Annotated in this window: 19 protein-coding genes; 11 read left to right on the forward strand and 8 right to left on the reverse strand. The window is 46.0% G+C overall.

Annotation, left to right across the window (positions count from 1 at the left end; translation table 11 throughout):
- Nucleotides 1-48 precede the first annotated feature (48 nt).
- The 7 genes from IGQ44_06450 to IGQ44_06480 all read left to right on the forward strand — a co-directional run bounded on the left by IGQ44_06450 (nucleotide 49) and on the right by IGQ44_06480 (nucleotide 5,542).
- Complete coding sequence (locus tag IGQ44_06450) at nucleotides 49-807, forward strand: F0F1 ATP synthase subunit A (GenBank protein ID HIK37609.1); 759 nt, start codon at nucleotides 49-51, stop codon at nucleotides 805-807.
- A gap of 169 nt (nucleotides 808-976) precedes the next feature.
- Nucleotides 977-1,222, forward strand: coding sequence for an ATP synthase F0 subunit C (atpE, locus tag IGQ44_06455; protein ID HIK37610.1), 246 nt, complete (start codon nucleotides 977-979; stop codon nucleotides 1,220-1,222).
- Between the two features lie 159 nt (nucleotides 1,223-1,381).
- Entirely contained in the window at nucleotides 1,382-1,849 is a 468-nt protein-coding gene (locus IGQ44_06460) for a F0F1 ATP synthase subunit B' (GenBank protein HIK37611.1), read from the forward strand.
- Between the two features lie 26 nt (nucleotides 1,850-1,875).
- The gene (locus IGQ44_06465) at nucleotides 1,876-2,406 is read left to right on the forward strand and encodes a F0F1 ATP synthase subunit B (protein ID HIK37612.1); all 531 of its coding nucleotides are present in this window, start codon (nucleotides 1,876-1,878) and stop codon (nucleotides 2,404-2,406) included.
- Nucleotides 2,407-2,411: 5 nt separating this feature from the next.
- On the forward strand, nucleotides 2,412-2,963 hold the full coding sequence (locus IGQ44_06470) for a F0F1 ATP synthase subunit delta (GenBank protein HIK37613.1): 552 nt from the start codon (nucleotides 2,412-2,414) through the stop codon (nucleotides 2,961-2,963).
- A 36-nt stretch (nucleotides 2,964-2,999) separates the two neighbouring features.
- Entirely contained in the window at nucleotides 3,000-4,511 is a 1,512-nt protein-coding gene (gene atpA / locus IGQ44_06475) for a F0F1 ATP synthase subunit alpha (GenBank protein ID HIK37614.1), read from the forward strand.
- A gap of 83 nt (nucleotides 4,512-4,594) precedes the next feature.
- Nucleotides 4,595-5,542 (forward strand): F0F1 ATP synthase subunit gamma, encoded by a 948-nt coding sequence (locus IGQ44_06480; protein ID HIK37615.1) that lies wholly within the window; start codon nucleotides 4,595-4,597, stop codon nucleotides 5,540-5,542.
- 79 nt (nucleotides 5,543-5,621) lie between these two features.
- Here the strand turns inward: IGQ44_06480 and IGQ44_06485 are convergent, their stop codons facing one another.
- The 4 genes from IGQ44_06485 to IGQ44_06500 all read right to left on the reverse strand — a co-directional run bounded on the left by IGQ44_06485 (nucleotide 5,622) and on the right by IGQ44_06500 (nucleotide 8,870).
- A complete protein-coding gene (locus IGQ44_06485) occupies nucleotides 5,622-6,017 on the reverse strand; it encodes a DUF2358 domain-containing protein (protein HIK37616.1) in 396 nt (131 codons plus the stop codon).
- A gap of 33 nt (nucleotides 6,018-6,050) precedes the next feature.
- Nucleotides 6,051-6,995: an ABC transporter ATP-binding protein gene (locus IGQ44_06490; protein ID HIK37617.1), complete on the reverse strand. Its 945-nt coding sequence runs from the start codon at nucleotides 6,993-6,995 to the stop codon at nucleotides 6,051-6,053.
- A 25-nt stretch (nucleotides 6,996-7,020) separates the two neighbouring features.
- Nucleotides 7,021-8,166, reverse strand: coding sequence for a sigma-70 family RNA polymerase sigma factor (locus tag IGQ44_06495; protein HIK37618.1), 1,146 nt, complete (start codon nucleotides 8,164-8,166; stop codon nucleotides 7,021-7,023).
- A gap of 110 nt (nucleotides 8,167-8,276) precedes the next feature.
- The gene (locus tag IGQ44_06500) at nucleotides 8,277-8,870 is read right to left on the reverse strand and encodes a DUF3727 domain-containing protein (protein HIK37619.1); all 594 of its coding nucleotides are present in this window, start codon (nucleotides 8,868-8,870) and stop codon (nucleotides 8,277-8,279) included.
- A 166-nt stretch (nucleotides 8,871-9,036) separates the two neighbouring features.
- On the opposite strand from IGQ44_06500, the gene IGQ44_06505 reads away from it, so the two are divergent.
- Nucleotides 9,037-11,262, forward strand: a complete 2,226-nt coding sequence (locus tag IGQ44_06505) for a hypothetical protein (GenBank protein HIK37620.1) — start codon at nucleotides 9,037-9,039, stop codon at nucleotides 11,260-11,262.
- A 208-nt stretch (nucleotides 11,263-11,470) separates the two neighbouring features.
- Here IGQ44_06505 and IGQ44_06510 read toward each other — a convergent pair whose 3' ends face one another.
- Together IGQ44_06510 and IGQ44_06515 are read right to left on the reverse strand one after the other, a co-directional pair.
- The gene (locus IGQ44_06510) at nucleotides 11,471-13,144 is read right to left on the reverse strand and encodes a SulP family inorganic anion transporter (GenBank protein HIK37621.1); all 1,674 of its coding nucleotides are present in this window, start codon (nucleotides 13,142-13,144) and stop codon (nucleotides 11,471-11,473) included.
- Between the two features lie 191 nt (nucleotides 13,145-13,335).
- The gene (locus tag IGQ44_06515; protein ID HIK37622.1) at nucleotides 13,336-14,400 is read right to left on the reverse strand and encodes a glucokinase; all 1,065 of its coding nucleotides are present in this window, start codon (nucleotides 14,398-14,400) and stop codon (nucleotides 13,336-13,338) included.
- 175 nt (nucleotides 14,401-14,575) lie between these two features.
- Between IGQ44_06515 and IGQ44_06520 the strand changes: the two genes are divergently transcribed.
- The 3 genes from IGQ44_06520 to IGQ44_06530 all read left to right on the forward strand — a co-directional run bounded on the left by IGQ44_06520 (nucleotide 14,576) and on the right by IGQ44_06530 (nucleotide 18,258).
- Nucleotides 14,576-15,382, forward strand: a complete 807-nt coding sequence (locus tag IGQ44_06520) for a response regulator transcription factor (GenBank protein HIK37623.1) — start codon at nucleotides 14,576-14,578, stop codon at nucleotides 15,380-15,382.
- A 126-nt stretch (nucleotides 15,383-15,508) separates the two neighbouring features.
- Nucleotides 15,509-16,912 carry an acyl-CoA dehydrogenase family protein gene (locus IGQ44_06525; GenBank protein HIK37624.1) on the forward strand — a complete coding sequence of 468 codons (1,404 nt, stop codon included), beginning with the start codon at nucleotides 15,509-15,511 and terminating at the stop codon, nucleotides 16,910-16,912.
- Between the two features lie 188 nt (nucleotides 16,913-17,100).
- The gene (locus IGQ44_06530) at nucleotides 17,101-18,258 is read left to right on the forward strand and encodes a DUF4912 domain-containing protein (GenBank protein ID HIK37625.1); all 1,158 of its coding nucleotides are present in this window, start codon (nucleotides 17,101-17,103) and stop codon (nucleotides 18,256-18,258) included.
- 8 nt (nucleotides 18,259-18,266) lie between these two features.
- On the opposite strand, the gene IGQ44_06535 is transcribed toward IGQ44_06530, so the two are convergent.
- Entirely contained in the window at nucleotides 18,267-21,629 is a 3,363-nt protein-coding gene (locus tag IGQ44_06535) for a GAF domain-containing protein (protein ID HIK37626.1), read from the reverse strand.
- Between the two features lie 39 nt (nucleotides 21,630-21,668).
- Nucleotides 21,669-24,986: a GAF domain-containing protein gene (locus tag IGQ44_06540; GenBank protein HIK37627.1), complete on the reverse strand. Its 3,318-nt coding sequence runs from the start codon at nucleotides 24,984-24,986 to the stop codon at nucleotides 21,669-21,671.
- Nucleotides 24,987-25,462: the final 476 nt, after the last annotated feature.

Below are 25,462 nucleotides of genomic sequence, written 5' to 3' on the forward strand. Positions count from 1 at the left end.
TCTGTGATAAATTGTCATCGATTATCCTAATCAAAGATAGTATTGTCAATGATGGTCAACAGTTGTGGCTACCTGGTTAGACTGGCGGCAATAGAGGTAGGAGAACACTTTTACTGGGAAATAGGCAAATACAAGGTACATGGACAGGTATTCCTGGTATCCTGGTTTGTCATGGCAGTGCTGATTGTAGCATCTTTATTGGCTACTCGTAATATAAAAAGGGTGCCAGACGGGATGCAAAACTTCATGGAATTTGTTCTGGAGTTTTTAAGGGGACTGGCAAAAGACCAAATCGGGGAGAAGGAATACCGACCCTGGGTTCCCTTTATCGGTACACTATTTTTGTTTATATTCGTATCTAACTGGTCTGGAGCCCTGATACCCTGGAAGTTAATCCAACTGCCAGAAGGAGAACTGGCAGCTCCTACAGTGGACATAAATACTACAGCTGCCTTTGCCCTCCTCACATCCCTGGCCTACTTCTATGCCGGAATTAGCAAGAAGGGATTGGGGTATTTTGCCGACTATGCCCAACCCTCACCCATTATGGTGCCCTTTAGGGTTATTGAAGACTTCACCCGTCCTCTATCCCTGAGTTTCCGTTTATTCGGAAACATCTTGGCAGACGAGTTGGCAGTGGCAGTGTTAGTACTACTAGTGCCCCTCCTTATCCCCCTCCCACTGATGGTGTTGGGACTATTCCTCAGTGGAATCCAGGCACTCATTTTCGCTACCCTGGCGGGGTCCTACATCGGCGAAGCCCTAGAAACCCATGGCCACGGCGAAGGGGAAGAAGAACACCACTAAAGGCCCCGGAAAATCATCCAGGTGACTTTTAGAAAAAACCAAAATATGTTAAATACATTTTGGGCTTAATAAAATAGCCATTCTATGGTTAACTAAAAAGAGGGAAAATACCCTCAAAATTCTCGGACACGATTGTAGTAAAAAGTAATAAAGAACGAAGGGGAAAACTATGAATCCAATAATCGCAGCAGCCTCCGTAATAGCAGCAGCCCTGGCTGTAGGTTTGGGAGCTATAGGCCCAGGAATAGGCCAAGGAAATGCCGCCGGGCAGGCAGTAGAGGGCATTGCCCGTCAGCCAGAAGCTGAAGGGAAAATCCGTGCTACCCTTCTCATCAGTTTGGCCTTCATGGAAGCCCTCACCATCTACGGCTTGGTAGTGGCACTGGTACTGTTGTTTGCTAACCCATTCTCCTAAACCACGGCAGTAAAATTCAGGTTGTAGGTTTTGGCTGGGCTATTGTTACTAGCCCACAGCCTAAGCCTAAACCCCTGACCAGAAGGTGCCATTATTTTACATCTCCAGGATAATCGGAAATCCGGAAAAGGAAACAACTAATTCCCCACAATCATCATGATGATAAATTGGATTTTTTTGGCGGCTGAAGTTGCCGAGGAGGGGGGTCTATTTGATATAGATGCCACCTTGCCCCTGATGGCAATTCAGTTTTTGGTTTTGGCTGTCATCCTCAATGCCATCTACTATCGGCCCCTGGGCAATGCCATTGATGAAAGGGCCTCTTATGTCCAAGGACAGCTAAAACAGGCCAAAGAACAAAAGGAAAAGGCTGTTGCCCTGGCACAACAGTATGAACAAGAACTGAAGGCAGTCCGCAAACAGTCTCAAGAAATTATCGCTCAGGCACAGGCAGAAGCCCAGAGACTGGTAGCGGAAAAGGTACAAAAAGCACAACAAGAGGTCATTGCTCAACGCCAGAAAGCAGCCGAAGAAATCGCTAAAGAAAAAGAACAAGCCCTCTCGGCGTTGGCGCAAGAAGTAGAGACCCTCAGCAGTAAAATCGTAGAGAAAGTCCTCGCCGTATAGTTACAACTCCATATAACAAGAAAGTTATGAAGATTGGTTTACTCTACCTGGCGATGGAACAAGAAGCGGCCAGAGGTTTCGGCATTAATCCTGACATCCTGGGGTCTAACGTAATAAACCTTGTAATAATGATTGCGTTACTGGTAGTCTACGGTGGGAAGGTGTTGAACAACATCCTCGCCGAAAGACGAGAAAGAATTGCCCAGGAAATCAGAGAAGCCGAAGAAAGAGCCGCTGCCGCCGCCGCTGAACTACAACAGGCCAAGAAAAATCTAGAACAGGCCCATGCCAAGGCGGAACAAATCAAAGCAGAAGCACTCCAGAGGGCAGAACAACTTAGAACAGAAATCCTGGCTCAGGGAGAAAAAGAAATCGAAAAAATGAGGCTCACTGCCGCACAAGAATTGGAGTCCGAAAGAAAAAAGGTCATTTCCACCCTCAAGCGGCAAATAGCCCTCCGCGCCTTGGAAAGGGCTGAACAACAGTTAAAGGAGCGTCTTAATGACGAACTCCAAGCTAAACTTATTACCCGCGCCCTGGAGCAGTTGGGAGGTTAAAGCAGATGCGTCGCAGCATTACAGCAGAAGTAGTGGAGCCCTACGCCGAGGCTTTAATGTCAGTAGCCCAGGCCCACAATATAGTTCAAGACATCGGCGCACAGGTACGGGAGCTAAAAAATATCTTTCAACAATGCCAGGATTTATGTCAATTCTTGGCAAGTCCCCTCATCAAGGCTACTGATAAAAAAGAGGTCATCAGAAAAGCCTTTGGCGGACAGGTTCATCCCTTCTTGCTCAACTTTTTACTACTGTTGGTGGATCGTCGTCGCATTGGTTTTGCACAGGCCATATTTGACGAGTATCTAGGAGTCCTACGGCGACTCAACAACACCGTCTTGGCAGAGGTAACCGCCGCCGTAACCCTCTCCGATGGGCAACGGGAAGCCCTAGTGAACAAAATCCGCTCCCTCACCGGGGCTCAAGCCGTAGAACTAGAAACTAGAGTTGATCCCTCCCTCATGGGCGGCATAATTATCAAAATCGGTTCTCAGGTTTACGATGCCAGTGTTAGAGGGCAACTGCGTCGTCTCGGTTTTGCCCTCTTGGCCACTTAGTTTACTTCTGTTGTTTTTGTATTGGGGAGAACGACAATGGTAGCAATAAGACCAGACGAAATTAGCAGCATTATCCGCCAGCAGATTGAATCCTACGACCAACAGGTACAGGTATCCAATGTAGGTACGGTAATACAGGTAGGTGACGGGATAGCTAGGATATACGGCCTAGACCAGGTAATGGCCGGGGAGTTGTTGGAGTTCGAGGATGGTACCATAGGCATCGCCCTTAACCTAGAAAGGGACAACGTGGGGGCAGTGTTGATGGGTGAAGGGCTAGACATCAAAGAGGGCAGCAGTGTTAAGGCCACCGGTAAAATTGCCCAGGTGCCCGTAGGAGAAGCCCTCATTGGCCGAGTATTGGACGCCCTGGCCCGCCCCATCGACGGTTTGGGCGAAATCCACACCACCGAAACTCGTTTGATCGAATCTCCCGCCCCCGGTATTGTAGACCGTCGCTCAGTATGTGAGCCCCTGCAAACCGGTATTACCGCCATCGACGCCATGATCCCCATCGGTCGAGGTCAGCGGGAGTTGATCATCGGTGACAGGCAAACAGGGAAAACCGCCATCGCCATCGATACCATCATCAACCAGAAAAATGAGGATGTAATCTGTGTGTATGTGGCTATCGGACAGAAGGCTTCTACCGTGGCCAACGTGGTGGAAACCCTCAAAGAGAAAGGGGCCATGGACTACACCATCGTAGTGGCTGCTAATGCCAATGATCCGGCCACCCTCCAATACCTGGCCCCCTACACAGGTGCCGCCATCGCCGAATACTTCATGTACAAGGGCAAGGCCACCCTGGTAGTCTATGACGACTTAACCAAACAAGCTCAGGCCTATCGTCAGATGTCCCTCCTGTTGCGTCGTCCGCCAGGGCGTGAGGCTTATCCTGGTGACGTCTTCTACCTCCACTCCCGTCTGTTGGAAAGGGCAGCCAAACTCAATGACCGGTTGGGCGGTGGCAGCATGACGGCCCTCCCCATCGTAGAAACCCAGGCGGGAGACGTGTCCGCCTATATCCCCACCAACGTTATTTCCATCACCGACGGGCAAATCTTCCTCTCCGCAGACTTGTTCAACGCCGGCATCCGTCCGGCAATCAACGTGGGGATTTCTGTGTCCAGGGTAGGCTCGGCCGCCCAAACCAAGGCCATGAAACAGGTAGCCGGGAGACTAAAACTAGAATTGGCCCAGTTCGCCGAATTAGAGGCCTTCTCCCAGTTTGCCTCCGACTTGGATCCCGCTACCCAAGCACAACTGGCCCGTGGTCAACGGTTGCGGGAACTACTCAAACAGCCCCAAAACTCCCCCTTGGCCGTATGGGAACAGGTTGCTCAAGTATACACTGGTATTAACGGCTACCTGGATGATCTGCCTTTGGAAAAAGTACAAGAGTTCGTGGTCAGTCTGCGCAATTACATCAGAAACAATAAACCCAGATTCATCGAAATTATATCCACAGAGAAGACCCTAACCCAAGAAGCAGAAACCCTTTTGAAAGAGGCCATCGCCGAAGCTAAACAGGCCTTCACCGCCTAAACCCATAACACACCGCAGGGGCGTAGTCTACCAGGATGCGCCCTTGCTACCATTTGTAAATACTAGATAACATTGCTAGAAATATGTCTAACCTAAAAGCAATTCGCGATCGGATCAATGCGGTAAAAAACACCAGAAAAATTACGGAGGCCATGCGACTGGTAGCGGCGGCCAAGGTGAGAAGGGCACAAGAACAGGTTATGGCCACCCGTCCCTTCGCCGATGCCTTGGCACAAGTCCTTTACGGCTTACAAAGTCGTCTCCGTTTTGAAGATGTGGACTTGCCCCTTTTGAAGGAGAGAGAGGTAAAAACCGTAGCCCTTTTGGTTATTACCGGCGACAGGGGCTTGTGCGGCAGCTACAACAGTAATGTTATAAAAAAAGCCGAAGAAAGAGCCGCCCAGTTGAAAGCACAGGGCCTTGAATATACCTACGTGACGGTGGGACGCAAGGCAGAACAACACTTCCGCAGGCGGGGTGAACCCATCAGTCAAACCTTTTATGGTTTAGAACAAATTCCCACCGCCAAAGAGGCTCAGGCTATCACCGACGAGCTGGCTTCCCTCTTTTTCTCCGAAACAGTAGACCGGGTAGAATTGATTTATACCCGTTTTGTTTCCCTCATCAGTTCCAAACCCGTCATCCAAACTCTACTACCCGTAGCCCCCCAAGGCTTGGAGGTAAAAGACGATGAGATTTTCCGTCTGATAGTCAAGGGGGGACAATTCCAGGTAGAAAGGGAAACCGTCAAGCCCACCGTCAGCGAGTTGCCCAGAGATATGATCTTTGAACAAGATCCCGTCCAGATTTTAGACTCCCTCTTGCCTTTGTATATTAACAACCAACTACTAAGAGCACTACAAGAAGCAGCGGCCAGTGAGTTGGCGGCTAGGATGACGGCCATGAGTAACGCCAGTGACAATGCCACCGAGTTGATTAGGACTCTTACCCTCTCCTATAACAAAGCCCGTCAAGCCTCCATCACTCAACAAATCCTCGAAGTGGTGGCCGGGGCCAATGCCCTAGAATAGTGCCAGTGCCAAATGGCCGCCATCCTGGGTTGGGTGTGTTATCTTTAAACCCCAACCTTTTTGTTTTTACCTCCCGGATTCATTTTGATTTTCTGGGAAAAACGAAATGTTGTTTAATCACATCAAAAACTGAACAATCCCAGTAGTCATAATGGGCAACAATCAAGTTATTTTTTATCTTTAACTCACTGCGTCCCGATACAGAAATAAAAGGTTTCCAGGGCAAGGGACTATTCCAAGACATAGTCCAACGGGTGTTGATCTGGTCGTTAACCTGATATATCTCGTGAACTTCTAGTTTCAAATTGCTAAACCATCTCTTCAAAAAAGAGATCATTTCCTTGTACTTTTCTAGGCCATGAAAATCATAAACCGGATCTTTAAAATGGACATTTTCATCGTAAATGCTATAGGTCTGCCCCTCGGGAAATCTCTTATAATCCTCTTTGAGAATTTCTATCAGATTCGCACTCATAAAAGTGGTTAGCATTTTGGCCAATTATCCAAACTAATTACTATTATGTTCCTCTGTGGTCAGTTGCAGGAAAATATCCTCCAGAGAGGCTTTAACCTTTCTCATCTCATAAATGCCAATACCCCGATGCACCAAAAAAGAAACAATATCCCTAGCCAACTCCTCCCTGGCTACCGCTACTTCTATTAGAAAACGTGAAGGAGAAGCAGAAACCGGTTTAAATTCCAGCTTCTGGATGCCCGGGATTTGCTGAAGGTGGGGAATAAGGGCAGAAGGATTGGAATCCACCTCTACACAGTAAAGCTGGGATTGAACTTGAGCAAGTAATTCATCTGAAGTTCCAACAGCTACAATCTTGCCCTTGTGGATGATGGCAACACTATCACAAGTTATGCTAACCTCTGGAAGAATATGAGTGGAAAGAATAACAGTTTTCCTTTCAGCAAAACTCTTGATAAGACTGCGCACCTCTGCAATCTGACGAGGATCTAATCCCACCGTCGGTTCGTCTAAAATGACCACAGGGGGATCATGAATAATAGCCTGGGCAATGCCAACCCGTTGACGGTATCCTTTTGAGAGTTTCCTGATAACCGTATCCGCCCTATCTTCTATCTGACATGCCTTTAATACCCCCTCTATCCGCTGACTGCGCTCACCAGCCGGCACATTTTTAATCCTACTGACAAAACCAAGATACTCTCTCACAGTCATGTCCGGATACAAAGGGGGGGTTTCTGGCAGATAGCCTATTTTGGCCTTCACCGCCATGGGATTAGCGTGCACCTCCTCCCCATCCACCACCACGGTGCCACTGGTAGCTGCTATGTAACCCGTTATAATTCTCATTGTAGTAGTCTTGCCAGCACCATTAGGCCCCAAAAAACCAAGAATAGCACCCTTGGGCACCGTGAAACACACATCTTCCAGAACACACTTGTTACCGTAGGTCTTACTTACATGTTCAACAGCAATCATCCCCCACTAAGTCCATCAGTCAAGACTAACCAAGAAGATACTCCTGCAGATTTTTTTTCTCCAAGGGTTTACGTAGTTTTTCAATGGCTCTAGCCTGGATTTGTCTGACTCTTTCCCTAGACAGATTCATTATCTCTGCGGTGTCGCTGAGGGAATAGATTTTGCCATTTTCAAAGCCATAACGCAGTCGTAGTATTTTTTGTTCCCTTTCATTAAGGAGAGAAAAAAGTGACAGCAAGTCTTTCCGTAGTGTCATCCTCACCAGATTCTCCTCGGGAGTAGCCGATTCTGTCTCAATCAAATCCAGTAGATGGGTGTTGTAGTTTTCCCCCACCTTTAATTCCAGGGAGATGGAACGGGGAATTTGACTCAAAAACTGTTGCAGTTGTGTTACAGTCATTTCCATTGCTTGGGCTATCTCTTCCGTTTTAGCCATTCTCCCCAGTTTTTGGGACAATTGTCTTTGTACCTTTTTCAGTTGGTTAAGTTTTTCCGTGACATACAGAGGCAGACGAATAGTGCGAGACTGGGTGGCGATGGCCCGAGTCATGCCCTGACGTATCCACCAGTAAGCATAGGTGCTGAAATGGTAGCCCTTGGTATAATCAAACTTATCTACTGCCCTTTCCAAACCGAGAGTGCCTTCTTGAATCAAATCCAGCAAGTCTAATCCCCGATTTTGATACTTTTTGGCAATGGACACTACCAGACGGAGATTAGCACTTACCATCCTTATTTTTGCCTTTCTCCCTTCTTGGAGGCTATTTTCTAGCTCGGATACGGAAATACCCGCCAGGAGAGCCCATGTTTTTTTGCCTTCTTGGAGGATTTCTAACAGTCTTTGGGGGGGAATATTAGTTTTGCCCGCCCATTTGTGGAGATTGGCAGGATGGGGTTTTTCCCACAGACAACTATCACAAACACTCACAACGAAGTTGTATTGGGCGATAGCAGGCAGATGTTGATGGTGTAGTCGAACTTGCTGGAGGGATTGGAGTGCCCTTATTTTCTTGGCCAGGGCCAACTCTTCCTCAAAAGTCAACAGGGGAATGCGCCCTATGTCCCTTAAATATAGACGAATTAAATCCCGGGAGTTTGGTAGCTTCTTGTTGTGAAAAGAGGCGGGAGAGTTTGCTCGAGAGGATGGGGAGACTACATCTAATTCTGTCATTCCTTTTGTATTTTTATGTGTTTGAAGTTTGAGGATTGTCAAGTCCTAGCCCCCAATATACAACAAAAAAAAGAAATTGGGTCAACTTTGTCCGAAACAAACACTGTGGTTCAATTCTCCCTATCCTCTTCTTCAAAAAGCAACTGTTCTACAATCCAATTCATCTTTTCGTCCTCCTCAGACAGAATGCGGATTTTCCCCGACTCAATCTTTTCCCCTATAAACAGTATTGGGCTAACAGGAGTACAGACGTTGTATTTTTGCCCCTGGAAATAGAAACTAGCTAAAAATTGTAACTCCTCCGGTTCTATTTCCGAACTATGTTCCTCCACCTCTAAACTAATAATATTCTCCTCTTCCAGTGGTGGAAGTTCGCCACTTGCAGTGAGTATATAACCAGTGCGTTTTAGGGAGAGATTCAATTCTGCTAATACTGCTTTAGCCGTGTCAAAGATGGCAGAAATCTCCTCCTCGTCGTCTACAATTACTGCTTCTCCCTCTTGTTCCCCTTCCCCTTCCACATTTTCCGTGAAAATTACAATTGCCACATCCACGGGCATTAGCAACACATAGGTCTTTCCGTCATATTGTAACTCGTTTTCCAAATAACAATCTAGTTCTCTACCTTTGTCATCGAAGATAGTTACTATCTCCGTCGGTTCATCATATTGCCCGTTGGTAGGGTTAATTTGGGAAGAAGACATAGCAGTGGATACTTTTGGGAAAAATTAAACCAAAACCATGTAGAAAAAAGAATATCATGGTTTGACCCCATGTAGCTCAGTTGCCAACAATTCTGGCCTATTTCCAATTGTAAGTGATTATAATTAGATACAAACACTGAAGTTAAAGGAGGGGAGAGAAAATTGAATGAAGCCCATAGCCGGAGAAGAAGACCAGTTGTGGCTGGAAGAGGAGACGGAGGAAAGTCCACCGTCTGAAAAGAAAAAAGGTAGTATTGTTCGCCTTTATCTCAATATTATCAAAAGGAAGTGGCCAATTGTCCTCACCTTCACCCTTTTGGGACTTGGTGGGGCAGTTTATTGGGCAAGTAAAGACCCAATCACCTATCGGGGCAGCTTTGAGATGATAGTGGAACCAGCCACATCTGTGGAAAAACTGACAGACCCCACCATTATAACACGGAGTGGGGGCAACGTTGACGAGAGGCTTTTGGCCATAGACTATCCCACCGTGTTGAAAATCCTGAAAACCGGCAAGATTCTGGAAGATGTGGCAGAAAGAGTGCACCGACAACTGCCTGAGGGCAAATATTTTGCAGAAGAAATCCGGAAAAAGCTAGAAGAAAATCTTTCTGTAGAAAGAGTACAATTGGGCAAGAGCAGATTTGATGTTACAAAGGTAATTGGGGTTAGTTTTAAAGATGAAGACCCCCAGTTAGTTGAAACTGTATTACAGGCCCTGGCAGATAGATACCTAGAATACAGCAGAGAAGAAAGAGAGAAAAACCTCAGGTCGGGGATAAAATTCATTGAGCAACAGCTACAGCGGATTCATGGGCGTCTTGAAAGTTTACAAAACCAACAGATAGAATTACAGAATAAGTACTTGGGGGTGAATCCCCAAACGAAGGGGGATGCTCTTTTTCAAACCAGTCTCCAATACCAACAAGAGATAAACAACCTGGATACAGAATTGAGGGCATTAAAGGCTCTGGCCGCCAATCTAGAAAAAAACTTAGGCTTAACTGCTAGGGAGTCATTTATTGCTTACACTTTGAGTCAGGAGCCTAAAATCCAAAAGCTACAGTCAGATATACAACAGCTGGAGTCCCAAATTGCCCTAGAGTCTGCCAGGTTGAACAGTAAACACCCCACTGTCACTGCATTAAAAGCACAAAAAAATGAGCTAGCTAGATTGTTGTACCGGGAAACCACAAGGGTGTTGAGGGAAAACAAGATTACCGAAAAAGTTAACCCCCGGGTATTTGCTTTCCAAGATAACAATCGTCTACAACTAATACAGAAGCTAATAGAGACTCAAAATCAGATTGACACTCTTACCGCCCGTCGTCAATCATTGCTGAACAAACAAAAGGAGATAGCTGGCTATCTGAAAGACATTCCCGAGGTGATCAAACAATACAACGAGTTGGATAGACAAATTCAACTGCAAAAGGAACTTTTCAATCAATTAAGCCGCCAAAAGGAGACACTGAGTGTAGAATTGGCACAGACAAAAAATCCCTGGGAAATCCTCTCAACTGTTGATGGTAACCTCATAGCCAACCCCCCCGATCCGAAAAAGAAACTCATAGCCGGTACGGGTTTAGGGATAACTTTGGGTTTACTTTTGGCCATTGCCATTGAGAAAAAACAAGATGTAATCATGGAAGCTAGCGATTTGGAATATGCCTTTGGATTGCCCGTGTTAGGGACAATACGATTTGGTGGGGGAAAAGGGAAAAGTCTTGTGTCTTTAGAGGAGGAAAGTTCCTTTTTAGAATTAACCAGTACTATCACCCAAAAAGTGACTCAAAAAAATACGGAAACCCCCTCAGAATTGACAGAGGTGTTTGCCAACTTCCACTTCCAACTTACCTCGGATAGACCTTGTTCAGTCCTAATAACATCCCTCCACCCCAGTGACGGACAGGCCTACATAGTGGCCAACTTGGCCAAAACCGTTGCCAAACTTGACCAAAAGGTGTTGGTGATAGAGGCAAATACCCTTTTTCCAGAAATGCAGGAGCACTTCGGCGAAAAGTATTGCGTTCCACTTCAAGATTTAATACTGGCCGCCGACTCTAACGTCCCTCCCCAAAAGCTATTACCAGAAGATAAAAAAATAGTGGTGATAACTAGTGAAGCTACAGAGGAGGAGGAGGATACTAAGTACCTGAGCGCCAAATCCGTACAATCTGTAATTGAGGAGATAAAGAAAGGCTACTACCTCACCCTTTACAACAGTTCCTTTTTCCTAGAATCCCACCAGGCAAGTCTCTTAGCCGAGAACACTGACGGCATTATAATGGCAGTAACCCTCAAGTCCACACCCTTTTCCCAAGTCCAAAAAGCAGTACAGCGTATTGAAAAGTACAATCTCAATTTTCTCGGCTTTGTAGTGATGAGTTAAAAACAGTCCAGTGGGACAATTATAACCACACGCAATTCCTTAATACATGGCGCTACAAAAAAATACATTAACAAGAGAAAATTCAGAAACCCAGGCAGGATCTATTCCATTCCCGTTAGTGACCAGGTTGTGTAGACCCTGGGAGGAATGACGAGCTTAAGATCACTGCCCGGTTTGCGGTTTGGTTTGCCTTTTTTATGTTAAACAGTTAAACAAGGGCCTGTGATTGTTCAATTGTCTCTTTTTCCCTGACAATCCTTAAAGCCTCTTGTAGTGCTGTCAGTCTATCCGTCATCCAGTGGTACTCCGGTATTAATCTCGAGATACCAAGTTTTTCAAGACGCCCTCTTACCTGGCCAGTAGCACCTACTATAAACACCTCTCTTCCCTTTTCCACTGCCTCTTGTATGGCGTTTTCTAAGGCTAGGGATGAGGTAACCCCCATTATAGGCACTTGAGTGAGGTCTACTACTAATACATCATAATTTTCAATGGCATTGTGTTCTCGGGAAATAGCCTTGGCCAGACCAAAAATCATTGGCCCGCTAAGATGGAACAGGAGTATTTTCCCACCACCTAAATCCAGTATTTGTTGTTCTTCTGAACTGAGGACTATCTCATCGTCCGCTGTACTTACTATTTTCACAGATTTAGATGCCAGGGCAGACAGTTTCTCAATAGTTAATATATTGGCTATAAATACCCCTACTCCCACAGCTACCATTAGGTCAATGAATACTGTGAGGGCAATTACAATATAGACAATGGCTGTGGCTTTCCAAGAAATCTTGTGCACCCTTTTGAGGAAGTCCCAGTCCATAATGCTTATACCTACTTTCAGGGCAATCCCCGCCAACACTGCCAGGGGTATTTGGGAGGTGAGAGGCGCTGCCCATACCACAATTATGAACAATACCACTGACCTTGCAATACCAGACAATGCGGTTTTAGCCCCGGTTTGAATGTTGACTACTGTACCCATGGTGGCGCCGGCACCAGCAATCCCCCCAAATAATCCAGAGAAGAAATTGCCTAGCCCCTGTCCCACTAGTTCCTTGTTAGAATCGTGTTCAGTACGAGTCAAACTATCCGCCACTACCGATGTCAAAAGGGCATCTATACACCCCAACATCCCCAACACCAGGGCTTTAAATACCATATTCCCCAATAGGGAGGGCTCAAAGGTGGGAAACTGTATTTTGGGCAACCCTGTGGGGATTTCGCCAATACGACGGATTTCCGCATCCCCGAAAAACACTAGGGATACTATTGTCCCAACAATTAGGGCTAACAGAGGTGGTGGAATTATCCTTTTGTAGCGGGATGGCACAGAGTAGAGTATTACTACAGTCAACACCGCTAGAATTGTCTCTAACGGTTTGGCATTGGCAATCAGGTTGGGCAGGTTTTGTAAAGTGCCTACCACTCCCCCTGGAGGGGTTTTCTGTCCTAAAAATGGGCCTATTTGCAGGATTATCAAGATGATGCCAATCCCCGACATGAAGCCAGATACCACCGTGTAGGGCATCATCGTAATATATTTGCCCAGTTTTAGAAAACCAAACAGGATTTGGAATAAACCCGCCATCATCACCACCGTAAAGGCCATCGCCATTCCATTGTCATATTTGGCGAAATCTGCTATGATGGCGGTCATCACCACCGTCATTGGCCCTGTTGGTTCTGATATTAGTGTGGGGGTGCCGCCAAACAACGCCGCAAAAAAGCCCACTAATACTGCCCCCCACAAACCCGCTAACGCCCCCGCACCGGAGGCTATTCCAAAGGCCAAGGCCATCGGCAGGGATACCACTGCGGCTGTTAAACCCCCCAGTATATCCCCTCGCACGTTACGCAAATTGATCTCGTTCGTTATCCCCATTTTCTTTATTCCCTATAGTATTGATTTATTGCTATCCAAATTATAATAACGATAGCTATATATCAATGCCCCCTATTATAAACCAAAGCGGGGAAAAAGGAAACCGAACAACCTTTAAATTTTCTAATGGGTGATATTAATTTCCCTCAGGGGTTGGCATTATATTTTGCGGGGGTGGGGCAGGAGTCTATTTATAGACTCGTAGTGGAGGGGTTTTTCAGATTCGCCAACAGGTGGTATATTGAGCCTTTTAATCCTACTTCTGGATTTGTGACTATCTTTACAGTTATCTTCTCCAGCACTGGTTTCATTCTCCCCTTGTCTAAAAAACTTTTTAAGAACTCACTTTCTGGTATTAGGGGTAGTAATTTGGGGGCTATCCCCCCGGCTATATAAATCCCCGAATATGGCAGTGTTTTTAGGGCAAAATTGCCTACTTCTGCCCCGTAGGCGCTCAGAAAAATAGATATAGCTTTGCTGCTTAAAAGATCGTTTTTTTTCAGTGCCGACTCCCCTATTACGGCCCCGGGATCGATGCTCTCATCTCCCTCTTCCCATCTTCTTATTCTTTCCCCTATTTCTGGTGATTCTTGAGCCCAATTATTATCCCTTAGAAACTGATAAATTGCTACTATCCCTTGCCCCGACACTACTCTTTCCACTGACACCCTTTCCAAGTCAAATTTATGTTTCAGGTAATGCATTAGTTGCCACTCTATCTCATTTCTCGGGGCAAAATCTGTATGTCCTCCTTCTGTGGCAAATACCTGGTATTCTCCCTTGACCTTAACCAAAAAACTTTCTCCTAATCCTGTGCCCGCCCCCACTACTGCTATGGGATATTCCCTATCAGCACCTTTTTTTTCTTCTTCCTCTTGTCCTTCCTTTTTTCCTTCCTTTAACAGGTATAATTCTTCCTCATTTAATGTCAAGATACCATAGCTTACGGCGGCGAAGTCGTTTAATAAATATGCCTTTTTAAATTTGAATTCTCTCTCCAGCTTTTCTCCTACTATCTTCCAGCTGAGATTGGTTATTGTACTGCTGTTATTCTCTACAGGCCCCGCCACAGCTATCGAGGCGTAATCTGCTGTTTCTCCTCCTAAAAAATCTTCTAGTATATCTGAAAATCTTTTATACTGTTTGCTGGCATATTTTTGTTTCTTGACTGGGTTGATATTTTGAGTTTTTGGGTCAATTTCCAGTAGACAGAGAATGGCATTGGTGCCGCCAACATCTCCTGCTAATACCCTCATAGGAAAAATCCGAATAATTTCACATACGGGCTTATTATACGTCCTTTGGAAGGATTATGTAACGAAGGGAAAAAAGAGATTATTAATGCCTGGGATTAGTATTCTAGATAACAGTATCTTAATAGTTGATTAGTTATGCTGAGTTAGAACTATTAGTAGTGGATGAAAAAACACAGTGGGATATATTGCTATTGTGGAGGGAAATCCCCACCTACGCTCTCTCCTAGGGTGGCACTTAAAACAACTAGGATACACCATCAGTTCCTATGACACAATCGAAACAGCTAAAAGAAATCTGATCAACAATCCCCCCTCCCTTGTAATTTTGGATTCGGATTTGCCCGACGGGGATGGGGTGGAGTTTTGTCAGTGGCTGTGTAAGTCTCTACAAAGTCTTATACTCATGTTATCTGCACGAGTGACGGAAAGAGACGTGGTTAGGGCTTTGAAGGCTGGTGCAGATGATTATTTGAAAAAACCATTTGGCATCCAAGAGTTTTTGGCAAGGGTGGAGTCCTTATTACGCCGAGCACGCATAAGTAGTGCCCCCTTGTTTCTGGATTTCGGAGATTTGAAAATCGACCTGTTGCATAGAACGGTAGAATATAGGGGGCAGTTGATCGACCTAACACCCCAAGAGTTTAGCCTATTATATCTTCTCAGTCGTGCCCAAGGAATGCCTCTTAGTCGTGCTGAACTGTTACAATTGGCCTGGCCCTCTAATATTGACAATCCTAGGACTATTGACACTCATATCCTATCACTGAGGAAGAAAATTGAACCAGATCCCCGCCAACCCACTTTGATTCAAACTGTCAGAAATGTTGGTTATCGCTTTAATCCAGAGGCACTAAAACAAAAATACCCTCAATTGCGGCATCACAGTAATTCCAATACTCCTATCCCCTTCCCCTCTGATTGTTATATAAATCAAAGTCTATCCCACCCGGGGGTGTCACAGGATGGATTTGTCAGTCACTGATTTTCTTCTGTTTCCCTCTTTCCCTTCCCCACATTCTCCCAATTCCCGTGATGGCTTATGGTTACAAACTCCTTTATTCCCCAATGATATAATAAATCACCATCTGTTCCCGGTGACTATGTCCTTATGGGTGGTAGTTCAAAACTAGTCCGAGACAAGATTCCCGAATTTCTCCCCAAAAACAACACCAACTATCGAATTGTCCAGTTAACTGATGAGGATTATAAGAGAGCACTCAAAGCTAAGTTATTGGAAGAGTCTCAAGAAGTTTTATCTGCCGATAGTATAGAGGATTTAACAGAAGAAATTGCTGATATATACGAGGTCTTAGACGCTTTGATAAAAGCTTATAATATAGACAGATATAAGTTAGAAATTGTGAGATATAAAAAGGCAGAAAAAAAAGGAAAGTTCGAGAAAAAATTACAGCTAACAGAGGTAATAAGCTGGGAGGAGATAGGCAAGCCTGAAGAAGAGAAACTAATTAAGGAAGCGGAGGCCTTTTTAGAAAAGGAGATAACTCCAAATCTGGCAAATGTTTTGGATCATGATTTTGTAATGTTGAGAGATATATTTTTAAGAATGCACTATCTCAACCCCCTTTTCTTCAGGCTAAAACTGTCGCAGGAATGGGGAGGAGTTGGGATGAGCAATCTGGGTTTTTATAAATGGCAGGTGATGATGGCCAGATATTCGGGGGCATTGTCATTCTTACAAACGCAACACCAAAGTGCCTTAGGTTTTATAAATCAAAGTGAAAATCAAAAACTCCAGGAGAAATATTTGTCCCTGTTGAAGGAGAAAAATTTGTTTTTTGGGGTGGCTTTTTCTCATCTGAGGAGAGAGGGGAAACCACTGGTGACGGCTTCAGTTTGCGAGGGGGGATACCAACTAGATGGCTTTTTGCCATGGGTGACGGGTTATGGCATTTTTAGTTATTTAATTGTAGGGGCTACTCTCCCTGACGGTAGGGAATTGTATGGCATTATCCCCTTTGAGTCTCAACCACCGGCTTTGGAATTTAGCCAGCCTCTGAAATTACTCGCAATGGGTAGTACTAATACGGTGACAGCGCGTTTACAGGGATGGTTTTTGCCCGAGGAGGAGGTAGTATTCATAAAACCAAAGGATAGTATTCACGTCAAGGACAAGGATAATGTGTTACACCATGGTTTCTTCCCTCTGGGGTGTAGTCAGGCTGCTCTACAAGTACTACGAGAAAACCTAAATAAAATCCACCTCCCTTCTCTGGAAAAGGTGTATATGAAACTAGAAGAAGAGGAGAAACTGTTGCGGGGAAGAATGTTTAGTAGCCTGACTAATCCTGATATAAGATTTGCTGATAAATTGAAACTGAGGGGGGAGGCTATCCATTTGGCACATCGTTGTACCTTGGCTTGTATAATAAGTTCCAAAGGGTCTGCTAGTCTGCTGGATAACACGGCCAATCGTCTTCACCGGGAGGCATTGCTGTATAGTGTTTCTGGACAAACCCGGTGGGTGTTGGAGGAGTCGCTGCTTTGTTTGTAAAGCTAGTAATTTTAGCTTTGTTTTATCTATTCCCCCTTATGTCAATGAATAATGACAGGGTGACTGATTTTCCTTTCTGCTGTTGTTGTGATTTTCGGAAAAAAAATTAAATAAAATTAACTTCAAGTAGGCCAAAGGGTAAGGGTCTTTGTAATATCATGCACTCTTTTGAGAGGGACAGATAACTCATGACGGAATCGAAACAAAATCTGGAGGAAATGACTTTAAGACAGTTGAGGAAAATAGCCAGCATCCTCAATATACCCCGTTATAGTCGCATGCGGAAACAACAACTGCTGGAGGCTATTAGACTAAAAAAAAATAGTCTTTTGCAGCAACAGCAGGGGGGGGAGGAAAACCAACTCGAAAAGACACCGTCGGAGGGGGAAGAAACCACAAAAAACACTAATACTATTTCTATCCATGATGGTGGCAACCAGGAAACGTCTTCTAGAAAAAGGGGGCAATGGGAGGATTTTTTTTTGTCACCAGACAAGTCAGTAGCGGAGGAGGAGGTGGTGGATTTACCCTCGTCTTATGGGGAGACTCATATTTGTCTAATGCCAAGGGATTCTTATTGGGGTTTTGTTTACTGGGATATTTCTCCTTCCACACAACAAGAATTGACGGATAAGGGGATAAGACATCTGGTTTTGCGTCTGTATGATGTTACTGGTGGGGAGGAGAAGACACCCCAAAATGTAAAGGAATTCCTCTGTGGCATTAGTGCCCGCAAGTGGTATCTGCCCATCCCTGTAAGTGATCGCGTTTATAGGGTGGAGTTGGGATATCGGGACAAGGAAGAAAATTGGACATCTCTTGCCTACTCTCCCTCAGTGAGATTCCCCCCTGCCTATCCCAGTGACTGGCAGGAGGATATTTTTGTTACTGTTTCTTGGGATATGGAATTAGACAAGGTTTCAATTCCCCTGCCGGAAGAGAAAACTAAAACCAAAGTTGATGGTTGGGATTATGACTGGTACTTACAAATTGATACAAACAATACTACGGGTAGTAGGCAGATGTGGAGTAAGACGGCGGCGGAGAAGTCTTATCAGACAAGGAAGTTTTATTTGACTGCTAATGCCCAGTTGGTGATTTATGGTGCAACGCAGCCTTCTGCCCGGTTAATAGTGGGGGAAAGGGAAATTCCTTTAAATCCAGATGGCACTTTTCAGTTTCAAATTCCCCTCAATGATGGGACATTAGAGTTTCCCATTAGGGCAGTGGCGGCGGATGGCAAAAAAAGTCGTTATCTCCGTCTTAGGTTTAGTAGAGAAACCCATGAGAATGAGATGAATGATTGGTTTACTCCCCCCGGGGGTGGGGGAAATATGTCTTGTTGACTGATTTTTTAGCTGATTTTGAATCTGGCTACATTGGCTTCTAGTTTTCTGGCCAATTCTTGCAGACGGGCAAAAGACTGAGACACTTGCGTTACTGATTCGTTGGTTTTTTGCGCTACTCGGGCCACCTCAGAAATAGTAGCACTTACCTGTTCAGAGTTTTCTGATTGGTTATAGGCAGCTAGGGCTATTTTTTCTACTAGTTCACTGATTTGGACAGTAGCCGCCGTAATTTGGTTAAGACTTTGACGGGTTTGTTCCACCAGTTTACTTCCTTCTACTACCAGGTCACTACTTTCTTCTACTGAGTTGAGAGCCACTTTGGTTTCCGAAAGGATTTCTGTTACCAGTTTTTCGATGTCTGCGGTGGCGGTAGCTGACTGACTGGCCAGGGAGCGTACTTCATCTGCAATCACAGCGAAACCTTGTCCTTGTTCCCCTGCCCTTGCCGCCTCAATGGATGCCTTTAATGCCAGCATGTGGGTTTGGGCGGCGAATTTGCTAATCAGAGATACCACCTTGGAGATGTTTTCAATGGTTTGTCCCAGTTTGCGCATTTGTCCAGCAGCTTGTTGGACTGTAGCACGGACTTCCATAATAGCCTTTACGGTTTTGTCCATGGCCTGGTCTCCTTGCTGGACGGTATCCTGGGCTACAAGAAGCACCTCTTCTGCCTGTTGTGCGGTTTCCACCACCCCTTTACTGGAGGCCGTCATAGCCGCCACTGTTTCTAATGCCTGTTTGATATTCTCCAACTGCTGGGTTACCTCCTGACGCAGAAGGTTTATCTCCCCTTGGTTTGCCACGGTGGTGCGGGCCACCTCTAGGGCTGCACCTTGCACCTGGGCCACGATTTGCCTTAGACTTTCTATTGTAGCATTATAAGAATCTGCTATAGTACCAATTTCATCGTCGGTGACGGTGGCACGAATGGTCAAGTCCCCTTTGGAAACGGGTTCCACCTGCATTAACAGCTCCAAGGCGCGTTTTTGTATTCTTTCCTTGGCCTCCCTTTGTTCTTGTTCTGCCCTTGCTTGACGTTCCAACAGTTCCACCCTTTCTAAGGCAAAACCCACTTGAATAGCCACCTGGGTGAAGAACTTTATTTCTGCCTCCTCCCATTCTCTCGGGCGGCTACACTGATGGGTCACTAGTAGTCCATGTAGCTGAGCGTGTACTAATATCGGTGCTACGAGACTGGCCTTTACCTGGAGGGACTCCAATTGCGCCCGGTAACAGGGGTTCAAGTCGGCCTTGTAGACGTCGGCGATGGCGGTGACTTCCCCATTAAGGTATTTTTCCACTATTGGCCTTTTAGCAAAACAGGGGTCTCTTATTATAGCCTGTAGGGCAGAGGCGTAGGGTGGTTGTACTGATTCGGCGATTACTTGTCCTTGCTGGAAGTCTTCTTCTAACCTGTACACCAGGGCGCGATCGCAGTTAAGGGCCTGACGGAGAGCCACTACCACTTTTTCTAAAACCTGTTGGGGGGTTGTGGCCTGAGCCAAGGCCACTGTAATCTCTTTTAGCTGTTCGGCTCGGGTGGCGGCTTGGATTTGGGTTTTGAGAAGATTCACCCTGTCGAGGATTACCCCGTAGCGGAGGGCCACTTGTCCTAAGAAGGAGATTTCGTTTTCTTCCCACTTGTGGTGTTTGCGGCAGTGGTGGGCTATAAGGAGGGCGAATAGTTGTCCTTGGCTTATGATGGGCACTACCAGGTTAGACTTGATTTGTAGACGGTGCATCAAGGCCTCGTGTTCGGGGGCAAATCCTGCTTTGTACACGTCTTCTGTGGCCATCACTCGTCCATTGAGGTATGCTTGTCGGAGAGTGGGGGGGATACAGGGGTCGTTTAATTCTTCTGTAACTGCACTGGGCAAATCTTCATCTCCCGCCTCATTGCTAATGTAGCCACTCCAGCCGGGTTTGAAGCGGTAGATTACCAGTCTATCCACCCTCAGAATCTCCTTGACTTTGGGGAGAGTTTTGTTAAAGACATTGTTAACGTCCTCTTCGGTGACTACTGGAGTGCCTGTGATTTCCTGTAGCAAACTGGCCTTGACGGCGTCCAGTACCAACACCGCCTCGTTAGCTTGTATGGAGTCTGCCAGTTGGTTGAAGGTTTTGGCCAAGCTGCCAATTTCGTCTTCGCCGAGGATTTCCGCCCTCAGACTGTGATTTCCCCGGGCAAATTCCGTGGCTGTCCCCTCCAGTCTCCTAATACGCCGTATTATAGATCTGATTACCAGGATAATGAGCACTAGGTTGAAAAGTATGAGCAATAGGGTGACGCGCAGTGACAGTCCTAATGCCCCTGCCAGTACTTTTTGTAGGAATAGTTCGGACGTGCCATGCACCAACACCGCTACTGGCTGCCCCTGGGAATTGGTAATGGCCTCTGCTGTGAGGGTGTATGTTTCTTCATGATCCCCCAGTTGGCCGCGGAAGGAGATTTTCTCCCCGGGTTGTTTTATTGCCTGTCTGAGTGGGGCTTCTTCCGCCAATCCCTCCTCCTCCTCTTCCGGATGGGTTTGGTGGGCCGCCACAGCTAGCTGCAAGTTATCCCCCTCCACCTGATAGATGGCACTATAACTTTCTTCAAACTGGGATGCGGCCCGGGAAACAATAATCCTCTTGCCATTGACCACATCTCCGGCCACTAAAACCCCTATTATCTCCTGGGGATTATTAGGGTTGAATACAGGTGTTACTACATACCGGATTAAGGCCTTTTCTTGGGGATTGATGACCTTATAGAGGACTGGTGGGGACTCTTTCTGTAATTCTAGGCCACTGACCAACTCACTGGTTTTGATTTGTCGGGGGTTGCGTAGGACTTCGGAAACCAGGCCGTTGGGATCGAAGGTTTCACCACTACGATCCCTGTTGGCATTGACTATAATGCGTTTGTCCGTGCCCACCAGGGTAGCATATTCAATTTCCCGGGCCTTGACCTCATTAGCCAGGATTTCTTTTACCATGGCCTTTTGCTCCGGCGATAGAGGTTCACCCTTGAGCACAGTCAGGGCGGCGTCTATAATGGCTCTGTTGTCGGACTGTCCTCGGAAACCAAAGCCCATCTGATTGATTTTGATTTCATAGCTAGTCCTGAGGGCTTCTAATTCTGACTGGGACTGTCTTACCAGTTGTTCTCGACTGGTCCTAACAATCTCGTAATAACCGGCCCCCAGAAGGCCTCCAATGGAAACTACTTGGCCAAATAGGATTATAAAAAGTAACTTTGTGCCAATGGGAAGGTTATAAAACCATTGGGCAAGGGGCGAAGGCTTTTGGGGGACTACTGGTGGGGGGGTTTTGACTGTCACCCTTTCTTGTTGTTGGACGATAGGCTTTTCTGGTGCTTGTGTCATAACTATTTACTTTTGAATCACAACCATTTACAAAGGTGATTAGTTTACTTTGAATTTGCTTACAGCGAGTTCCAGACTTTCGGCTACCCTTTGTAGTTTCTTGAAAGTACGAGCCACCTGGCTAACAGCATTAGAGGTTTCATTGGAGATGTGGGCTACCTCTGCCATGGTTTCGGTGATAGCCTCGGAGGTTTGAGACTGTTCGGCGGCAGCAGCGGCAATGGCCGTTACCAACTGGCTGATTTGGGCGGCGGCGGCAGTGATTTCATTGAGGGAGGCGCGGGTTTCTTCTACCAGTCTAGTGCCTTCTACTACCTGTTCAGTGCCAGCTTCCATAGCCTTTACCACCTCGTTGGTTTCTGCTTGGATTTCGGCCACCACTTTTTCGATTTCCGCCGTAGCCTCTGCTGATTGTCGTGCTAGGGAACGTACTTCCTCCGCTACTACAGCAAAACCACGCCCTTCCTCGCCAGCGTGGGCGGCCTCAATAGATGCGTTCAGGGCCAGTAGGTTGGTTTGGTCGGCAAAACTACTAATCAGGTTTACTACGCGGGAGATTTTTTGAGTGGACTCCCCTAGTCTTTTAACCTTCTTGGCCGTTTCTGCCACCGTTTCCCGGATAGCCAGGATCCCATCTACGGTGCGATTCATGGCCACTTCTCCTTCTTCCACATATTTGTTGGCCTGTTTTACCACTTGTTCGGCCTGTTCGGCATTGCTCAATACCGTCTTGGCGGAGAAGGTCAACATTTGCAGTTTTTCCAAAGCCATATTGATGTCGTCCGCTTGACGTACGATTTCCTGAGCCAAGTTTTCGATGTATTCGTCCTGCTCAGCCACCACTTGAGTCATGGCCTTGGCTCCCCCCTGTACCTGCATTACGATTTTCCGTAGACTTTCTATTGTAGCATTATATGAGTCTGCTATAGTACCAATTTCATCCTCGGTAACAGTGGCGCGGATAGTCAAGTCTCCCTGGGCCACTGGGTCCACTTGCATTAACAATTCCAACGCCCGTTGTTGCAGTCTTTCCCGTGCCTTTCTTTGTTCCAACTCTGCTTTTTGTTGTCTTTCCAACAGTTGGATTCTTTCTAGGGCAGGGCCTATTTGAGTTGCCAACTGGGAGAGGAAATTACATTCGGATACAGTCCAGTTTCTTGGCCCGGAGCATTGGTGGGCTATAAGCAATCCCAGGAGATTGCCCTCTGCGATGATGGGCGCTACCAGATTGGCCTTAACTTCAAAGGGTTCCAACTGTTGTATGTGACAGGAGGTTAGTCCAGCTGTGTAGATGTTATTGGTAGCCTGAATTCTGCCCTGTTTGTATTTCTCAACATATTTTTCAGCAAAACAAGGATCTTTTATCTTCGCCCCCAAAGCCCTTGGATACTTGGAATCTACCGACTCAGCAATGATGGTGCCCTTCCAGTCTTCGTCAAAGGTGTATACTATCATCCTGTCTGCCTTAATAGCCTCCCTTCCCATGGAGACTGCCACTTCAAACACTTTTTCCCGATTGAGGGCCTCTGCTATTTTAAACGTAATATCTTTGATTTTTTGAGATAGTATATAGTCTGTTTGTTGTGTTTCCACTAGCATGGCCCTTTGTAAAGCAGGCCCCATCTGAGCTGCAGTTTGGGCGAAGAAGTCAATTTCTTGCACTTTCCAATTTCTTGGGCCGGAACACTGGTGGGCGATGAGGAGTCCCAACAGCTTGTTTTCGGCGATAATGGGGGCTACCAGGTTGGCCTTTACCTGGAATGGCTCCAACTGTTGCAGGTGACAGTCAGTCAGTCCAGCCTTGTAGATGTCCGGAGTAGCCTGTACCCTGCCCTGTAGGTATTTTTCCACGTATTTTTCTGCGAAGCAGGGGTCATATATGTTAGCGCCGAGGGCCTTAGGAAAATTGGCCTCCACTGATTCTGCAATGATGGTGCCCTTGTACTCTTCGTCGAAGGAATAAACGATTACCCTGTCCGCCTGTAGGGCCTGACGTATCTCTCGTACTGCTATTTCAAACACCTCATTAACATTAAACGCCTTGGTCATTTCCAGGGTGAGGTTTTTCAACAGGTTAGACTGACTAGCCAGAGTTTGTTGTTCTAAAAACAGTTGTTTCAATTGTGCTGTCATCTCATTGATGCTATTGCCCAACTGGGCTATTTCGTCATTTCCTTCTACCTCCACCCTGGCATCCAAATCCCCCGAGGCGATTTTTTTGATGGTTCTAGAGGTTTTTTCTAGGGGAAGGACGAGTTTTTCTGCCAGTACGTAGGCTATATAGCCCACTATAGCTGCACTCAATGCGGTGCCCACATATATGAAGTTAAGAATACGTCTCAGGGGGGCTAAGGCTATGTTTGTCGAGACTCCAATTGCCGCTATCCAGTTCAGGTTAAGCTGCTTATCTTGTATTCTTTGTACGGCTACCAACTGCTCTTTTCCAGCCAGTTGATTTTTGGCCGTAAAAACAATGGGGTCCAATGGTATGTCTTGTGGACTGGAGAAGGGGAATATGGTTTCCAGCAGGGTTATGTCTTCGGTTATAGGTTGGCCGGTTTTAGTAACGGCTGGTGTAAACTCTTGTGTAGTAGACAAGAATACTCGTTTTTCCCCGTCAGCCAGATATACTGTTTCTGTTTTTGTGTCTTCCATTCTGGCTATTATTTTTTGGAGTTCCCGTAGTGGTAGCCTACTGCGCACTACTCCTGTAACTTGTTTTGTGGTAGGCTCTATTATGGGGGCAGCGAACACAAGATAGTTTCTGCCATTGTTGGCCCTAACAGGCCCCACCATTACTGCTTCCCCTTTGGCTTTGGCTTCTCTGAAGGGAATCGTGTTGGCTAAATTTCCCCTTACCGACTCTTTCCCGCTTTGGACAATGATGGCACCATTGTTGTCGATGATGGCTATGTTGTCATACACTCTGTAGAGTTCCTGGAATTTGTATAAGTCTCTAGATAGTCTATTCAAGTCCTTTGTTTCCCAGGCAGTTGAGGAGGCAATGACGCCAGCCAGACTCTGGATGTCTTTTAGATACTGTTCAACATATTGGACTGTCTCCCTTTCAAGGGTCTCTATTTTGTTTATCTCGAGGGTTTCAATTTGGCGTCGGAGGGAGGAGGATACCAAAACTGACGCCACTGACCCGACCACTACAACGGGTATTACTCCCAGGGCAATGGCAATGGATATGGTTTTAAATCTTAGACTTCTATTTTGCCACCAGTGCTTTAATCCCCCACCCTCGGCGGTGACCCTTGGCGGTAGGGAATCCCCAGTGGCAGGGATAGGTTGGTTGCCGTTGTGGTCTATTTTCTTTTCTTCACTGGAAGATTGTGGATATGTTTTGGTCATGGATTTTTCCCCTTGCTTTTTCCCTTCAGTACTGGCAAATTAGCTGTTGTCTCTTCAGGCCTGCCTTAGTTTTTCTGTTGTTTCAACCACTTGTTCTTCATTGTAACCTGAATTTCCGACCAATAGTTTATAGTCTTGCCACTGTTTCTCAGTACTGATACCTAGTTCATCTTATAGTACAGAACAAAACCTATTGCAGAAAGGGGACAGGATAAAGGGGATAGAGGATGGGGATTTATTTTATGGGTAAAGTACAAAACATCTTGCAACGAGGTATTTTAAAATGCCAAAGAGAATAGTGATTAAAGACCTGGATGAACTGGAGAAAATTATCCTCAAACTGAAAAAAGCCAAGATTTCAAAACTCTTATAATCAAACTGGTAGAAAAATTCGGCATCAAACAATTATCTAAAATCCCTGAAATACTACTTTTACCCCCATACCAACCCCTTAACATTGGAATAAAAAAAAGACC

The sequence above is a fragment of the Geminocystis sp. M7585_C2015_104 genome (assembly GCA_015295805.1).
In the GTDB taxonomy this organism is placed as follows: domain Bacteria; phylum Cyanobacteriota; class Cyanobacteriia; order Cyanobacteriales; family Cyanobacteriaceae; genus DVEF01.

Bases quoted from the DNA above. Each gene is read 5' to 3' on its own strand.
- IGQ44_06515 (HIK37622.1), bottom strand. From the start codon at position 14,400: ATGAGGGTATTAGCAGGAGATGTTGGCGGCACCAATGCCATTCTCTGT.
- IGQ44_06460 (HIK37611.1), top strand. From the start codon at position 1,382: ATGATAAATTGGATTTTTTTGGCGGCTGAAGTTGCCGAGGAGGGGGGT.
- IGQ44_06525 (HIK37624.1), top strand. From the start codon at position 15,509: ATGGGTGGTAGTTCAAAACTAGTCCGAGACAAGATTCCCGAATTTCTC.
- IGQ44_06480 (HIK37615.1), top strand. From the start codon at position 4,595: ATGTCTAACCTAAAAGCAATTCGCGATCGGATCAATGCGGTAAAAAAC.
- IGQ44_06470 (HIK37613.1), top strand. From the start codon at position 2,412: ATGCGTCGCAGCATTACAGCAGAAGTAGTGGAGCCCTACGCCGAGGCT.
- IGQ44_06530 (HIK37625.1), top strand. From the start codon at position 17,101: ATGACGGAATCGAAACAAAATCTGGAGGAAATGACTTTAAGACAGTTG.
- IGQ44_06510 (HIK37621.1), bottom strand. From the start codon at position 13,144: ATGGGGATAACGAACGAGATCAATTTGCGTAACGTGCGAGGGGATATA.
- atpA (HIK37614.1), top strand. From the start codon at position 3,000: ATGGTAGCAATAAGACCAGACGAAATTAGCAGCATTATCCGCCAGCAG.
- IGQ44_06540 (HIK37627.1), bottom strand. From the start codon at position 24,986: ATGACCAAAACATATCCACAATCTTCCAGTGAAGAAAAGAAAATAGAC.
- IGQ44_06485 (HIK37616.1), bottom strand. From the start codon at position 6,017: ATGAGTGCGAATCTGATAGAAATTCTCAAAGAGGATTATAAGAGATTT.
- IGQ44_06535 (HIK37626.1), bottom strand. From the start codon at position 21,629: ATGACACAAGCACCAGAAAAGCCTATCGTCCAACAACAAGAAAGGGTG.
- IGQ44_06450 (HIK37609.1), top strand. From the start codon at position 49: ATGATGGTCAACAGTTGTGGCTACCTGGTTAGACTGGCGGCAATAGAG.
- IGQ44_06465 (HIK37612.1), top strand. From the start codon at position 1,876: ATGAAGATTGGTTTACTCTACCTGGCGATGGAACAAGAAGCGGCCAGA.
- IGQ44_06500 (HIK37619.1), bottom strand. From the start codon at position 8,870: ATGTCTTCTTCCCAAATTAACCCTACCAACGGGCAATATGATGAACCG.
- atpE (HIK37610.1), top strand. From the start codon at position 977: ATGAATCCAATAATCGCAGCAGCCTCCGTAATAGCAGCAGCCCTGGCT.
- IGQ44_06490 (HIK37617.1), bottom strand. From the start codon at position 6,995: ATGATTGCTGTTGAACATGTAAGTAAGACCTACGGTAACAAGTGTGTT.
- IGQ44_06505 (HIK37620.1), top strand. From the start codon at position 9,037: ATGAAGCCCATAGCCGGAGAAGAAGACCAGTTGTGGCTGGAAGAGGAG.
- IGQ44_06495 (HIK37618.1), bottom strand. From the start codon at position 8,166: ATGACAGAATTAGATGTAGTCTCCCCATCCTCTCGAGCAAACTCTCCC.